Source organism: Saccharibacillus sacchari (assembly GCF_037722395.1).
GTDB lineage: Bacteria > Bacillota > Bacilli > Paenibacillales > Paenibacillaceae > Saccharibacillus > Saccharibacillus sacchari_A.
Window position 1 is genome coordinate 232,163 of the sequence record NZ_JBBKAR010000016.1, and the last position, 15,170, is coordinate 247,332.

General features: G+C 55.1%; 11 protein-coding genes. 6 read left to right on the top strand and 5 right to left on the bottom strand.

Going from position 1 to position 15,170, the window contains the following annotated elements; all coding sequences use genetic code 11:
* Positions 1 to 312: 312 nt before the first annotated feature.
* Positions 313 to 5,385 carry a discoidin domain-containing protein gene (locus WKI47_RS05255; protein ID WP_340226110.1) on the top strand — a complete coding sequence of 1,691 codons (5,073 nt, stop codon included), beginning with the start codon at positions 313 to 315 and terminating at the stop codon, positions 5,383 to 5,385.
* Between the two features lie 119 nt (positions 5,386 to 5,504).
* Here WKI47_RS05255 and WKI47_RS05260 read toward each other — a convergent pair whose 3' ends face one another.
* Positions 5,505 to 6,338, bottom strand: coding sequence for an alpha/beta hydrolase (locus WKI47_RS05260; RefSeq protein ID WP_340226111.1), 834 nt, complete (start codon positions 6,336 to 6,338; stop codon positions 5,505 to 5,507).
* 209 nt (positions 6,339 to 6,547) lie between these two features.
* On the opposite strand from WKI47_RS05260, the gene WKI47_RS05265 reads away from it, so the two are divergent.
* Complete coding sequence (locus WKI47_RS05265) at positions 6,548 to 7,201, top strand: stalk domain-containing protein (RefSeq protein WP_340226112.1); 654 nt, start codon at positions 6,548 to 6,550, stop codon at positions 7,199 to 7,201.
* A 21-nt stretch (positions 7,202 to 7,222) separates the two neighbouring features.
* Positions 7,223 to 7,603: a hypothetical protein gene (locus tag WKI47_RS05270; RefSeq protein ID WP_340226113.1), complete on the top strand. Its 381-nt coding sequence runs from the start codon at positions 7,223 to 7,225 to the stop codon at positions 7,601 to 7,603.
* A 758-nt stretch (positions 7,604 to 8,361) separates the two neighbouring features.
* Here WKI47_RS05270 and WKI47_RS05275 read toward each other — a convergent pair.
* The 3 genes from WKI47_RS05275 to WKI47_RS05285 all read right to left on the bottom strand — a co-directional run bounded on the left by WKI47_RS05275 (position 8,362) and on the right by WKI47_RS05285 (position 11,192).
* Positions 8,362 to 9,573 (bottom strand): MFS transporter, encoded by a 1,212-nt coding sequence (locus WKI47_RS05275; protein WP_340226114.1) that lies wholly within the window; start codon positions 9,571 to 9,573, stop codon positions 8,362 to 8,364.
* Between the two features lie 454 nt (positions 9,574 to 10,027).
* Positions 10,028 to 10,981 carry an AraC family transcriptional regulator gene (locus WKI47_RS05280; RefSeq protein WP_340226115.1) on the bottom strand — a complete coding sequence of 318 codons (954 nt, stop codon included), beginning with the start codon at positions 10,979 to 10,981 and terminating at the stop codon, positions 10,028 to 10,030.
* Positions 10,982 to 11,018: 37 nt separating this feature from the next.
* Entirely contained in the window at positions 11,019 to 11,192 is a 174-nt protein-coding gene (locus WKI47_RS05285) for a hypothetical protein (protein ID WP_340226116.1), read from the bottom strand.
* 94 nt (positions 11,193 to 11,286) lie between these two features.
* Here WKI47_RS05285 and WKI47_RS05290 point away from each other — a divergent pair, with 94 nt between their 5' ends.
* Positions 11,287 to 12,258 carry a hypothetical protein gene (locus WKI47_RS05290; protein WP_340226117.1) on the top strand — a complete coding sequence of 324 codons (972 nt, stop codon included), beginning with the start codon at positions 11,287 to 11,289 and terminating at the stop codon, positions 12,256 to 12,258.
* An 86-nt stretch (positions 12,259 to 12,344) separates the two neighbouring features.
* Here the strand turns inward: WKI47_RS05290 and WKI47_RS05295 are convergent, their stop codons facing one another.
* Positions 12,345 to 12,587 carry a hypothetical protein gene (locus WKI47_RS05295; protein WP_340226118.1) on the bottom strand — a complete coding sequence of 81 codons (243 nt, stop codon included), beginning with the start codon at positions 12,585 to 12,587 and terminating at the stop codon, positions 12,345 to 12,347.
* A gap of 474 nt (positions 12,588 to 13,061) precedes the next feature.
* Between WKI47_RS05295 and WKI47_RS05300 the strand changes: the two genes are divergently transcribed.
* Positions 13,062 to 13,985 carry a cysteine synthase family protein gene (locus WKI47_RS05300; RefSeq protein WP_340226119.1) on the top strand — a complete coding sequence of 308 codons (924 nt, stop codon included), beginning with the start codon at positions 13,062 to 13,064 and terminating at the stop codon, positions 13,983 to 13,985.
* 2 nt (positions 13,986 to 13,987) lie between these two features.
* Positions 13,988 to 15,121 (top strand): bifunctional cystathionine gamma-lyase/homocysteine desulfhydrase, encoded by a 1,134-nt coding sequence (locus tag WKI47_RS05305; protein WP_340226120.1) that lies wholly within the window; start codon positions 13,988 to 13,990, stop codon positions 15,119 to 15,121.
* Positions 15,122 to 15,170 lie beyond the last annotated feature (49 nt).

The following is a 15,170-nucleotide window of genomic DNA, read 5'->3' on the forward strand; positions in this document are numbered from 1 at the left end:
TGTTCGTGTTTTTCGGTGTAACCAAACCGTCCTTTGTCCACTTGGCAGAGACGGTTTTTTATTTTCCCTCAACATTATCCAGATTTTTCAGCCTCTTAATCCACTTTGTACGCACTCTTCAAATATTCTTTCGCTTGCTCGTTCGCTTAGTTCGATAGGCCCCCTCCTTTTCGTCTATTTTTACGTTTAGAGAGCGTTTCTCACATTTTTTTGCAGAAATGAACAGGAGATTGTACCGAAGGACCGAATATATCAACGTGTTTGTCGGTCTTGGCGGAATGATTACAGTGAATTTTGGGGGGAGATTGAAAGGTGGAGAAAACAAGGACAGGCAAAAGTCGGGCTGCACGGCGAAGCGGACAACGGCGTTGGCGGAATGCGGCGTTGGCGCTTATGCTGCTGACTGGAGGGGTTAGCAGTGCAATCGGATTCGAGCCCGCAACGACGCAGGCCGCAGAAGCGAGCGAGGCCGTGCGTTTGTTGTCGGCCAACCGACCCGTTTATGCTTCATCGTCGCTAGGCGGAGGTACGCCGAATCTGGCCACGGACGGCCTGGCGGATACGCGTTGGGAAAGTGTCTGGAAACGGGACCCGCAATGGATTTATCTGGATTTGGGCAAAACAGCGGATATATCTCGGGTCGAGATCGATTGGGAAGGCGCTTATTCAACGGCTTACAAGCTTCAGGTATCGGACGATGAGCTAAACTGGCGCGACGTCTACGACACAACCGACGGTCGCGGCGGAAAAGAAAAGATCGAGCTGGCCACGAAGGCTCAAGGCCGATATATGCGTTTGTTCAGCACCCAACGTTCCCAAGCCGCTTACGGCATCTCGATCTGGGAATTGCGTGTGTACGGGACAGGCGGGCTAAACGATGACCTCCGCCCCGCTCCTGTTAATCTGGCATTGAATCGGCCGGTTACGGCATCTTCGCTGGAAATCGACGAACATTTGAACCGCCCGGAAAACGAACGGCCGGTTCCGAATAATTATCTGGCCGAAAACGCTACCGACGGCAACCGCAATACACGCTGGGCTTCCATGTTCCGCACGGATAGTTGGATTTATGTGGATCTGGGCGAAAGCAAAGAAATCGGCGGCGTGCGTTTCGATTGGGAAAATTCCTATGCACGCGCCTACAATATTCAGATCTCCGACGATGCACAGAATTGGAAAACGATCTATCGTCAACTGGACGGCTCAGGCAAAAAAGAGCAAATCGACCTTTATGCGAAAGCACGTTACATAAAAATGCAGGGTCTCGCGCGAAGCAACGATTACGGCTATTCGCTGTTCGAGTTCGAAGTGCCGGGGTACCGTGAAGGCGATGCCAAGCCTGTTTACGACATCCCGGAATTGCCAACGATCGAGAAAGTCCAAGTCGGCGCAGGCAGCTATGAGATCGGCGATCTGTCCCAGCTTGAACCGCGCAGTCCCAAGTTTGTCTCGGACGGATTGAAGGCGCCTTTCCCGTCCAATGACTGGTGGCAATCGCTGCTGATCTTCAATCTGGGCGAAAGCAACGGCGTTATCACGCTTCCTTTTAAAAATAAATATACGACGATGGGGCTCGCGGTCATGACGCCCGGTGCAGGTTATGCGTCCTCGGACGGCGGCTCCGTCAATGCGGACGGCGAGCCCGATCTGTATATCAATGAAGCGTCGATCAATCCGGCCAAGGTTCAGACTACGGTCACCGGATACGGCGACTACTCCGTTGACGTGGTGATGAGCGACGATGACACAGCGAAAATGAAAACCACTTTCGTCAAAGGCTCGCCGTATCTGTACCACACCTTCGAAAACCCGGATGCCGTCGTCTTGCGTACGGCGAATCTGACGCGCCTGTATGACGAATCCGGTCGTACGATCGAGCTGCAAGACGGCGATACGATAACCGCCGATCATGTGGGGCTTGCGATCACGAACACGGACCGGGCGCCCGTGCCGGAGACTTTCGAACGGAACTACGGCGTGTTCGCTCCGCCGGGAACCACCTTCATGAAGCTTGGCGACACGATCAAAATCAAGTTCGCGGGGGACGAAGCTTATCTGTCGCTGGCCGCGCTGCCTTCGGCAGACGACCTTTCCCTGTATCGGCTGCACGGCTACGCCTTCGTAACCGATACCGCGGTTGATTATGATTACAACGCCGAATCGGCACGGGTTACCACTCGTTTCACGGCAAGCACCGAGTCCAAACGGGACGGATTCTCCAGTGAGACGCTAGCGACATTGCTGCCGCACCAATGGAAAATCACGACGTCCGAGCTGACCGGACTGACTTATCCTTCTGTGCGTGGCGTATTGAAAGTGCATGAAGGAAACGCGTTCACGACGCAGGATCGCTTCAGCGGCCTGCTGCCGCAGTTTGCCGAGCCGAGCGATTCTGCCGGTTATTCCCGCGTGCAGCTCAGTGCCTACCTTGATATGCTGGATGCGGACATCGCAGCCGGACTGATGAGCCGCGATCCATATTGGCAAGGCAAAAAGCTGCATCCGCTGGCGATGGGCGTGCTGGTCAGCGATCAGATCGGAGACACGGATCGGCGCGATCTGTATCTGGACACGCTACGCAGCATTTTAACGGATTGGTATACGTATTCCGAAGACGAGCCGCAGCATTCGCATTACTTCCATTACTCTCCGGCGTGGGGCTCGATCTTCCCGTATGCCAGCGGCTTCGGATTGAATACGGGGCTGACCGACCATCACTTCACCTACGGGTATTATGCGTTCGCGTCTGCTGTGTTGGGGCAATACGACGAAGACTTCGTACGCGATTATGGGGATATGGTCGAGCATCTGATTCGCGATTACGCCAACCCTTCGCGTACCGACAGCCTATACCCCTGGATGCGCAATTTCGATCCCTATGAAGGCCATTCCTGGGCAGGCGGTTTCGCGGACAACGCGAGCGGCAACAACCAGGAAGCAGCCGGAGAAGCTCTGTTCGGTTGGGTGGGACAGTTCATGTGGGGCGAAGTCACGAACAATGCCGATTACCGGGATGCCGCGATCTGGGGCTTCACCACGGAATTGAAAGCGGCGGAGCAATATTGGTTCGATTACGACGGGGATAACTTCCTGCCGGGTTACACGCACGAAACGGCCGGACATGTCTATGGCAGCGCTTATGCGTATACCACGTTCTTCTCCGGCGACGCCGAACATATTTACGGGATTCATTGGTTGCCGCTGGGCGAATGGATGTCGGCTTACGGACGCGATCCGCAAAAAGCCGCGACACTGTATGACGGCCTGCTTGCGGATATCCGTAAACAAAGCGGCGGCAGCGCCGATCGGGAACGCAGTTGGCAGCATATCATCTGGCCTTTCCAGGCATTAAGCGACCCGCAGGCCGTACTGGCCAAATGGGATGCCGGTCTGATGCAGCAAAACGAAATTTTCAATGCGTATTGGTTCACTCATTCCATGAACGCACTGGGCAGCCGCACCGCGGAGATTTGGAGCGATGATCCGGCAGTCACGGTGTATAAAGGAACGAACGGATATGCCGCTCAAATCTGGAACCCTTCTTCTGCGTCCAAAACGGTCGGGTTCTACGATGCGAATGGCAAGGTCGGTTCCGCGGTCGTTCATCCGAAAGCACTCGTGCAAGTCGATCCGAAAAAAGAAACCGTCACGCAGCCGGATCGCTCCAGCGGCATCCGCTATCTGGATCGGACTCATTGGACGCTGACCGCTTCCGCCGATCTGGCCAGCGATCCGGTATCCAACATGATCGACGGCAATCTGTCCACACGTTGGACGTCAGGCGCTGCGCAAAACGCCGCGCAATGGTTCCAGCTTGATCTCGGTTCGAAGCAAAGCTTCGATACCTTGTTCATGAACTCGGGCACAAGCGGCGGCGACTATGCGCGCGGGTATGAGGTATTCGTCTCGGATAACGGCGAAGACTGGTCGGAAGCCGTTGCTTCCGGCGCAGGAGACTCGGCAGGCATAGCGGTTGACTTGGGGACGCAGCAAGCCCGGTACATCCGCGTAGAGCTGACGGCAAGCACCGACAGTTGGTGGTCGATTGCCGAGCTTCGCCTGGCTTCGTTCAACGGCAGTTCGGATAACAACGAGGAGCCGAGCGAACCGGAAGAACCTACGGCACCGATTCCGGATCATGGGCCGGGCAGCCGCGAAGATTGGCAGGTGACGGCATTTGCCGATAACGGAACCGACACCGCTGCCGCTATGCTCGACGGCGATATCTCCACCCGCTGGACCTCCGGGCGTCCGCAAACGAACGGGCAATGGGTGACGGTTGATCTGGGTCGCTTATCCGCAGTCGATACGGTCGTACTGAATTCAGGCGGATCCATCGGCGACGGTGCGGACGGCTTCCGGATTCTGCTGTCGGAAGACGGGCGCTCATGGAGCGAACCTGTTGCCGCAGGAAGACGCGGAGAAACTTCGGTCGTCCGCTCCACCTTCCGGCAACAAGCGGCACGTTATATCAAAATCGTGCAAACCGGAGAATCGTCCAATTGGTGGTCGATCTCCGAGCTTGACGTGCAATACAACGGCACAGGCAAATTGAAAGCTTTGACACCGACAGGATGGACGGCGCAAGCTTCGTCTTCCGCTTCCGGCCAAGAGCCGGCTGCCGTGCTGGACGGTAACTCCGGCACGCGTTGGTCGACAGGTACGGAGCAGCGTGTCGGCCAATGGCTGACGCTGGACTTCGGCCAAGCGATCGAATTCAGCCAGCTTGTCTGGGACAGTACCGGCAGTGCCGACGATTACGCACGCGGTTACGCCGTTTCCGTATCGGCTGACGGCGTGAACTGGAGCGAACCTGTGGCGCAAGGATTCGGCAGCGGTGCGCAGGTCGTGTCTTCTTTCCAACCGCAGTCCGCACGTTACGCGCGGATCGAATTGACAGCGGAGCATTCGCAGTGGTGGTCGATCTCCGGTGTGACCGTATTTGCGCCGGATCGCGATCCTTCCGCGCCGCACGACGGTCTTCCTACATTGTTGGATCGCACGCACTGGACTGTGACCACGTCCTTACCTGAACGTGCGGACTATGCGATCTCTTCTATGCTGGACGGCGATATCTCCAGCCGCTGGTCTTCCGGCGAAGTCCAATCTCCGGGGCAATGGATCAGGGTCGATCTGGGCGAAAAAACTACGTTCTCCCGCGTGCGGTTAACCTCCCTATCCGCACCCGATGATTATGCACGTGCGTATACGATCGAGACTTCTGCCGACGGAACCGAATGGACGCAGGTATCTTCCGGCGAAGGAACAACCGACGGGGTCGACGCTGCTTTGGATACTTCGCAAACGTCCCGTTATCTTCGTATTGTACAAACAGGCTCTGCCGATTACTGGTGGTCGGTCGCAGAGCTGAACGTTTACCGGTAAAATGAACTTTCGTCGATATTTCTATACCGCTGCCTGATTGGACTCTTCTGGAACCGGGCACAAAAACACCGTTCCGGCCTGCCGATTTATTCGGCTCGCCGGAACGGCTTTTTGTTTTTTTAACGCTCAATTTTCAAAAACTCATCCAAAAATCCGTAAAACCGTTCGGGGTCGCTCAGATGAACATTATGATCCGGCCCCGGCATTTCGCGTGCCATGCAATCAGGCAACTGCTGTTTGGCCTTTTCCCATACGTCGTCCGGCATATTGTCTCCATCTTGCGCCCGGATCAACAGCGTCGGACAAGCAATCTCGCCCAGCCGAGCGTACCAGTCGATATTGTATGCGATGTTGGCGGCCATGGCTTGAGCGCTGAACATCATGCGATAGCCGTCCGGTGTTTCGATCAGGCTGTTCATAAAATATTCGTAAGCAAGCTCGCTGTCCAGTTCGCGGCGCATGAAGTCACGGGCCGCTGCACGATCGGAAAACGGCAGCGGCCAATTGGCGGTCAACGGGTCGACGGCAGGAAGCTGTTCCGGGGGCGTATCGATCCGAACGGACGGTCCTGCCGGAGTCTTGTCGAGAAGCGCCAGGCTGGATACGCGGGTAGGATACATGGCTGCGACATGGGCGGCATTCTGCGCCCCCATCGAATGTCCGACCAGCATGCAGGTTTCAATCCCTAACGCGTCGAGCAGTTCAACCACATCTTTCGCCATCTCTTCGGCCGTGTACCGGGCAAGCGGCTTGCCGCTCAAGCCGTGACCGCGTTGATCCGGAGCGATCACCCGGTAACGGTCACCGTAACGGCGCATCAGATCTGCCCATGTCTCTCCTCTTCCCCATCGGCCATGCAGACATACAATCGCCGGCCCTTCCGTTTGCGTATCCAGTACAAACAACTCGACCTGTTTTAAAACGATACGTTTTCGATACAAAGTTACAGCCATAACGTCCTCCACCATTTTTTTCGTTAAGTATAGCATATAAAATCCATAGAAAACGAATGCACGTTCGCTTTTAAGCTTCGGAGTTTTCTTTCTTTCGAACAGATTGGGTCTTTGGTCATGCAAGCAAAAAGCTTCTTGTTTTATTTCCGTTTTTCTTATAAAGTTTTTGCAAGCGTTTTATACTTTGACTTTCGGGAGGCTTTCCAGACATGAAAAAGAAAACGGCAGCAGCTCTGATCGGAACAGGAATGTTTTTCAGCATGGGTGTAGGAGCGTTCGCGGCATCGAATTTGCAGCCGATTCAGGCTTTTCTCAATACCGGCTTAAAGATCCAAGTGAACGGTCAAAGCTTCACCTCGTCCTCCGCTCCGATTACATACAATAGCACTACGTATCTTCCGCTTCGTTCCGTCGCCGACGCGCTGGACGTGCCGGTGCGTTACGACGCCGCCAAAGGATTGGTTCAGCTCGGCGAACAAACGCAAGGCGTCTCGATCGCGGCAGGATTTTCGGATATGTACCATACCAAAGAACCGGCCAAAACGACGTACGCGGGCAAAGACTACAAAGAAGTGTATTACAACGACGGCGATGGCGACCGCGAAGGTTCGTTCATGCTGCACCCGAATAAAAAATACGCGACGCTCGTGCTTCAGGCTGCGGCGCTCGACAAAGACATTACCAAGTTCGTCGTGCTGGACAGCGATACGCGCAAAGAACTGAAATCCACCTCGATCGCGCGCGGCGAAGGCCTCAAAACGATCACCGTGAACATCTCCGGTTCGAAAGAGCTTTACGTGTACGGAGAGTTAAAAGACGGCGGCAAACTGTTTGTGCCTTTGACCACTTCGTATTACAAATAAACCGGAAAGCGCGATGCCGAAATGAACAAGACCCAGATCATGAAGCTGCACTATGCAGGGCCTCGACGAAACGTGGGCTTCACGTTTTTCGCGGCCAAAAACGGCGAGCCGGTTGCGGAATTCCGCCGCATCTTTCTGTATGAGATCGACGCGGAATTCATTCTGGCCCGGCTCCGCCTCAAATATCCGTTGCCCGATCCCGAAAGCGGCGAACGGGTCGAATCGTTCGACCCTTGCTGGGAGAACCCTGTTCCCAAAGCCGTATGGGCCGCGATCGCGGAGGAACTGCAAAGTATCCGCCCGCGCGACGAAGCGGAAGCCGATTTTCGGAACGCGTTCGGGCAGTGGCTGCAAGAAGCGCTGGAAGTCGGAGACTACGTGACAGTCAGCGGCAATCTGTGAAGGCGAAAAAGACTGCGATCTTCGGATCGCAGCCTTTAGCTTGCCGAGAAAGTGACGCGCACAACCAACGGTTCGCCGGCTTGATTCGGAAGTTTGACACCGCCGAGGTGGCGGGAAGCGCCGAGAAGGCTTTTTCAGGTTAGCTTGGTTTGAATTGAGATTTGAGCGAGGAGCGAGCGAGATGGGAATCAGATTTGAGCAAGGGGCGAGCGAAAATTCAGCAAGAGCGGTTGAAATAAGTGCCAAAATACACTTATTTCGCTCGATTTCTTCCCGGATCTTCAAATAAGCGCATATATGCAACTATTTGAATAAAAGACGCGCAAAAGATCAGGATATGGAGAAATTAAGTGTATATCCGCATCTATTCTCTCTAAATGGCATAATTTGAATGAATTAAGTGCATATTCGCACTTATTTTCAACATCCCTCTCCTGATTTGTCCCGATTCAAGCTTTTTCGGAGTTGGTTTTTTTCAACGCTCCCCATCCGTGCATGAAGTTTGTCTATATGTGCATCAGAAGATTGTATCCTCTTTTCCGGCATCGGATCAAGCCTAGCGTCAATCGAAGAAAAGACAAAGAAAGAATGCCGAGAAAATCCAACGTGACTGGAATCAACAAGACGGAGTGACTCGCTCGACAGCTTGAAGGCTGCGATCTTCGGATCGCAGCCTTTTCCTTTTTCCTAATCGAATCGTTAGATCGACACGATGAAATTTGATCGGCGAGCGGTCGAGCGCGACATGTCGCCCGAGATCAAGAAGCTTCGGCTTCGGGCAACGCTACCTTCTTATCCGGTCGGCTCAATCCCAGCACCGCCGCGGATACCGCGATCAACAGAGCCGACAACGCAAACGGAATCCGCAGATTCACGCTATACAATCCCGTCATGAGCAAAGGTGCGATGATCGCCGCAATCCCCTGCATCGACGCGACCCATCCAGCCGCGCCGCCCTGCTTACCCGCTCCCGCCGCAAGCGAGGCTCCCGCCATAAATCCCGGCATCAACAGGCCCGCTCCCGCGCCGAACACGAAAAAAGCGGCGTAATACAGCGGCAAACCGCCCGGCAGCAAAAACATCAGCAAGCCGACGACTGCGAAGATCGCGCCCACCGCAATCATGCGCCGTGGCGGCCAGGTCAGTTTTTTCATCTGGAACACCTGAACCAACAGCATCGCGATACCAGCCGCCATCAAGCCAAACGATACGGTACGTGCCGTCGCTCCGCTGGACAAGTCCAGAATATCCTGAAAGTAGAAGCCTCCGACAACCTGAAGCGTAACGATTGCCATCATAACCCCCATGCCTGCAAAAAGATAAGAAGTCATGCCTGAATTTTTCAGTCTAAGCTTCTCTGTCGTCTCTGTTCGATACACAGGCCGCGCGGCCGGAATCGACATCCATGCAATCACAAAAGCGACTGCCGAGACGACAATGCCAAAGTACAACGGCCATAACAGACCGACCAACGTAAAGGCTCCCGCAATCGCCGGACCGAATACCAACCCCAGTCCGTTAGCCGCGCTGATAAGCGCCATGCCTTTGGTTCGCTCTTCCCCTTCGGTAATATCGCCCATATAGGCTTGGCACGAAGACAATACCGCCGGAATAAATCCGCCGATCAGACTTCGCGTGACAATGAGCGCTCCCAGCAGCAAGCCTCCTTGGATGACTCCCTGCAATCCCGCATACAAAGCAGCCGCAAACAACGCGCAAGCAATCGTCATTCCGGCAAAACCTGCCAAAATAACGGGTTTACGCCCCAGCTTATCGCTTAATTTTCCCCAGACCGGAGCCATCACCGCCATCATGATCGATCCGAGCGAGATAATCAGCCCCGAGTGTCCCGCTTTCAGACCCAGTTCCCGGATCAGCGGCGGCATAATCGGAGCGATCAGCATCAAGCCGAGCATGGCTACGAATATACTGAAAAAGATACTTCCTTTGACTTTGTTTGCCTTCTCCACTTTCCTTCTCCTTCCGGGCAGCTCTGCCACACAGGCTTGCCCTCTATGATGTATAGAAAAAGGATAGCAAAGCGAAAAAGGTCAAACCGCCTGCTGACGGAGCGAACGCACGCGCGGCGGATTTTTATACGGTCGACGTAACGCGCATGACGTAACCATAACAGTAGCAATCACAATCGTATCGCGAAATAAATGCTCAAATACACTTATTTCATTCGATATGCCCCCTAATTTTCAAACAAGTGCGAATCTGCACTTATTTGAAGAAAAAACGCGTAATGCTCCACAATACCGAGAAAATAAGTGCATATCTGCATTTATTTTCTCCAAATCGCAAGATCCGATCCAAATAAGTGCATTTACGCACTTATTCGCAAATCCGAAGCACCTATACAGCGATTTGAAAAAGGACATCATCGCTTAAGCCACTATCGCTTTTTCCGCAAAAAAACCGTCATCTGCGCCGCCCCACCGACGAAGGCTTGACTGCGTAGCGCCGGAAAAATTGCTGCGCGAACGCGCTGGCGTTGCTGTACCCGACCGACATTGCCGCTTCCGTCACGCTGCTGCCTTCCCGCAGCAGCGCCATCGCCCGCTCCAACCGCGTCGCCCGTACATGCTCGAACACCGTCGTGCCGAAGCAGGCTTTGAAGCCTTTTTTCAACTTAAAATCGTTGATGCCGACAAGGCGCGACAATTGAAGCAGCGAAGGCGGATGCTCCGACGAAGTTTCCACGATCCGACGCGCTTCGTGCAGCCGACGCACATCTTCCCGCGAAAAGCCTTCCGGCGCGGGCGACGGATCGAACAACCGTTGCAGCGAGCGGTCGAGCAGTTCCAGCGCCGCGGCTTCCAGCCGAAGCGCTGAACGCAGCGGATGCCGCAGCTCGGCGATCAACCGCTGTACCTGCGCCATGCACACCGCGTCCAACTCGAAGTCCATCGACCAAAACGAATTTCCCGCGAGCAGCCGCGGAAGATCGGCCGACGACCGAATGCCCAGCGACGACAGCGCGTAATGAAACAGGGGAACCGGAATGCCCAGCGCGAACGAATCGTACGGCTGATCCGACGGCGGATGAAAACTGGCCCGGAAATCCTGAAGCAGCACGAGCGCGCCTTTTCCCACGGGCAGCGTGTATTCCTGACGGTCGATCGTCACGTAACGCTGGCCGGACAGCGCGAATTGAAGCTCGATCAATTGGCCTCTGGCGGAAAACGAACTGCGGTACGGATCGTGGTAGCGGATTTGCGAATGCACGATCTCGATTCCGCCGAACGTGGTACACCGACGGATCAGACCGGCTCCGGCTTCGGGACACAGCGCGTACAGATCCGTCTCGCATTCCCGAAAAGGAGGGCGGTTCAGATATTTGCCGTAGATCTCCGATAACGTGCTTGCCTGCATTTGCGTTCACCTCCGTTTCATTGAGAATGGTTATCAATCAATTGTAGCGGAAAACGAAGCGCAGGGAAAGGATAGCCGGTGTTGATTTTTCCAAAAGCTTGGCGTACAGACGATAACGGGTCTCGCGTCCGATTCGGCGGCTGGTCATACGTCCGGCGGCGGGCAAGATATACGGTTGACCGAATTCGTTCTGCCGGATTGAATCGGACAACTCCGACCGCTAAAATAGGCGATAACGGGACGGAATTTCTTTTGCATCCCTTCACTTCGTACATCGAAAAACGGCGAAAGGAGCAACATTATTCATGGACTCATGGAATCGTCAACAATGGAATGCTTTAACGAAGGACGAGCGGCAAAAACAGATCGAAAACCTGCTCCGGCAGCTTCCTTCCGGTTTCGAATGGCTGCGCACGGAGACGTTCGAACGGTTCGGACAAACGCGGGAAAACGAAGTTTTTGCTTATCAAGGCCGCGAATTCGTGTTCGTGCCCGGCGATACCGCGAGGCTTGGCTGGACAGGAATAGAGCCGTCATCCGCTGCCGAGACGCCTGCGCGCCGACGATTGCTTGCCTTTTTCGAACAGCAGCTTCAGGCGACTTCGCAAGAAGCAAGCACTTACCTGAACAAGCTGATGTCGCCTATCCGCGAAGTCTCGACCGGACCGATGCTGGTTGAACGTCAGACCCTTTCCGCCGGTTGGTATCCTTTCGAGATTGACGAACTGGACCCCGAAGAAGATGCCGATCTGCTTGAAGAGGTTGAACGCTTCCGCTCGATGCCGCAACAAAGCCTGGAAATCTACCAATATCTTCGACTTGAACGAAACGGAGACGATATTCGGTTGCATCTGTTCGACGATAGCGAGACGTTTGAAGAATGGAGCGAAGCCGAGGTTGAAGCCGGGTTTGATTTGCTTACCGAAGATGAATGGGAAACGGTGTACGGCGCAGGAGCGACCACCCTTTTCCCGTGGGGGGACGAGATCGGCGAGTCGATGCGTTTGAAGCATTTCGCGCAGGCGCCGTATGAACTGGAGTTGCCCAACAGTCTCGGCCTGTGTTTTCCCGGCGATCCTTATATCAAAGAGCTGGTGCTTGCGCCGGACGGCTATACGGGAAAAGGCGGCGACGGAGGAAATAACATCCACGGCGGACTTGGCCGACTGCTGGGTTATCTGCCTACCGCCACGGCTTTCCGCGATCCGTATGAGCAGGAGCTGGATTGGCCGGAGCTGCTGGATTGTCTCGTTTACCGGAGAGTCGTTAGATTATAAAGAAACCGCCCAACCTCGCATCCAGCGAAGTTCGGGCGGTTTTTCGATCTTTTTTGTCCGTATAAAAGACTTTGGCCTCTGTTCGATTAAACAGTCGTTCCTACGAGAACACGCTCGGTCGAAGATTCCGCCGATTCCGGCTGCTTCACGACTTCCTCGCCGCGTACCGTGTTCAGTTCCTGTTCGTTCTGATGAAGTTCTTTGAGCATATTCCGGTAAATGTGCGCTTCCTGGCGGTTTAACCCGTCGCGGTTCTCTTTCAAAATCCAATTCTCCATCGTCTTTTTCAGAATTTCGCTTTTCCGTTCCAGCACTTCCGTATAACCCAATGGGATTCATCCTTTCGGCTTGCTCGATTTCCGACGTCGTAGGACGCTTGCCAACCGTTAAGCGTTCCATCCGGCGTAACGTTTACTATTATACGGGAAAAGAATCCGGCTCCCAACGCGGGTCAGCTTGCCTCAGACGCGGCGAGCCATGCTGAGCAAACAAAGGAGCGACTGAGCGAAACGGTTCGCAAATGTGCGGCCGTATGCTCCTTTTTACGACCGTATGCCCCGAAAAAGCGCAGAAAACCGGAACGGATCGCCGCGTCGAAAAATTTTTCTTTTTTATTTTCCGACTATCGTATATAATCCCAATTGACATACTATGAATTAAACGAAAGATCGGCGGCTCCCGGGCTTTGCGCCTTTTTTTGCGACACATTTGACCACTGGTCATTTTATGCGATAATGCGTTACCCGGACATAGCGCTAGCTGCGCGGACAAGCTCGCCATCGAAAAAAGGAGACCGGTTCACCGTGACCATTTATACGCATGTACAGGAGCTGATCGGCAATACGCCGCTGCTCGAACTCACCCGTTACCCGCTGCCCGAAGGCGTGCGGCTGTTCGCCAAGCTGGAATTCATGAATCCCGGCGGCAGCGTCAAAGACCGGATCGGCAAATTTTTGTTGGAACAGGCGCTCAAGCGCGGAGACGTCAAGCCGGGCGGCACGATCATCGAAGCGACGGCGGGCAATACCGGAATCGGGCTGGCGATGGCGGCGATCGGCCTGGACCTGAACGTCATATTCGCGGTGCCGGAAAAATTCAGCGTGGAAAAGCAGCAGTTGATGCGGGCGCTCGGCGCGAACGTCGTCAACACGCCGACGTCCGAAGGCATGACCGGAGCGATCCGCAAAGCCGAAGAACTGGCGGCCGAAATTCCCGGCTCGTATATTCCGGGCCAATTTTCCAACTTCGACAATCCGCAAGCGCATTATGAACATACCGGGCCGGAAATCTGGCGCGATCTCGAAGGCGCGGTCGACGTTTTCGTCGCCGGGGCCGGATCGGGCGGCACGTTCATGGGCGCTTCGAAATATTTGAAAGACCTCAATCCGCAGGTCAAAACGTGCATCGTCGAACCGGAAGGCTCGATCCTGAACGGCGGACCGTCCGGTTCGCACCGTACCGAAGGAATCGGGGTCGAAAAGTTGTCGGCGTTTATGGATACGGGGTATTTCGACGCGATCCACACCATTTCCGACGCGGACGCGTTCGCGCGGGTCAAAGACCTCGCGACGTCGGAAGGGCTGCTCGTCGGCAGTTCGTCAGGCGCGGCGATGGAAGCGGCGTTGCGCGAAGCGCGGCAGGCCGCGCCCGGCACGCGGATCGTCGTTATTTTCCCGGACAGCAGCGAACGGTATCTGAGTCAAAACATTTACGGCGGAGGCGAATAACGATGAGACAAAAAACGAAACTGATCCATGCCGGCATCGTCGGCGATCCCTATACCGGCGCGGTCAGCGTGCCGATCTACCAGGTCAGCACCTACGAACAGGAATCGGTCGGCGTGCACAAAGGCTACGAATACTCCCGCACCGGCAACCCGACGCGCCACGCGTTGGAAGAAGTCATCAAGGAACTGGAAGAAGGCGTGCGCGGCTTCGCTTTTTCTTCCGGCATGGCGGCGATCCACGCGGTCTTCTCGCTCTGGAAAAGCGGCGACCATGTGCTGCTGACCGACGACGTGTACGGCGGCACGTACCGGATCGTGTCCAAAGTGCTGAACCGTCAAGGCATCGAAGCGACGTTCGTCGACACGACTTCGCTCGACGCGCTGCAAGCGGCGCTTCGTCCCGAAACGAAAGCGGTCTTTATCGAGACGCCGACCAATCCGCTGCTTAAAATCACCGATCTGCGCGCCGTTTCCGCCTGGGCGAAACAAAACGGCCTGCTCGTGATCGTCGACAACACGTTCGGCACGCCGTACTGGCAGCAACCGATCACGCTCGGCGCCGATATCGTGGTGCATTCGGCGACCAAATACGTCGGCGGGCACAGCGACGTCGTATCGGGCCTTGCGGTCGTCAACGACGAACAGCTCGGCGAAGACCTGCATTTCCTGCAAAACGCGATCGGCGCGGTACTCGGACCGATGGATTCGTGGCTTGTGCTGCGCGGCATCAAAACGCTTGGTCTGCGCATGGAAGCGATCGAGCGCAGCGCGCGCCGCATCGCGGAATTCCTGAACAACCACCCGAAAGTATCCAAAGTGCATTATCCCGGTCTGGCCGAGCATCCGCAGCATGAACTGGCGGCGACGCAAGCCGGAGGATTCGGCGGCATGATCTCGTTCGATGTCGGCAGCGCGGAAAACGTCGATATCCTGCTAGGCAAAGTCCGTTACTTCACGCTGGCCGAAAGTCTCGGCGCGGTGGAAAGCCTGATCTCCGTTCCGGCCCGCATGACGCATGCGTCTATCCCGGCGGACCGCCGCCGCGAACTCGGCATCGGCGACGGCCTGGTCCGAATCTCGGTCGGAATCGAAGATATCGAAGACCTGCTGGAAGATCTGCAAAGCGCGCTTGACTAAACCGATTGCGACAAAAATCAAACCTGCCTTCCTTATCGTGAAAAGCAGG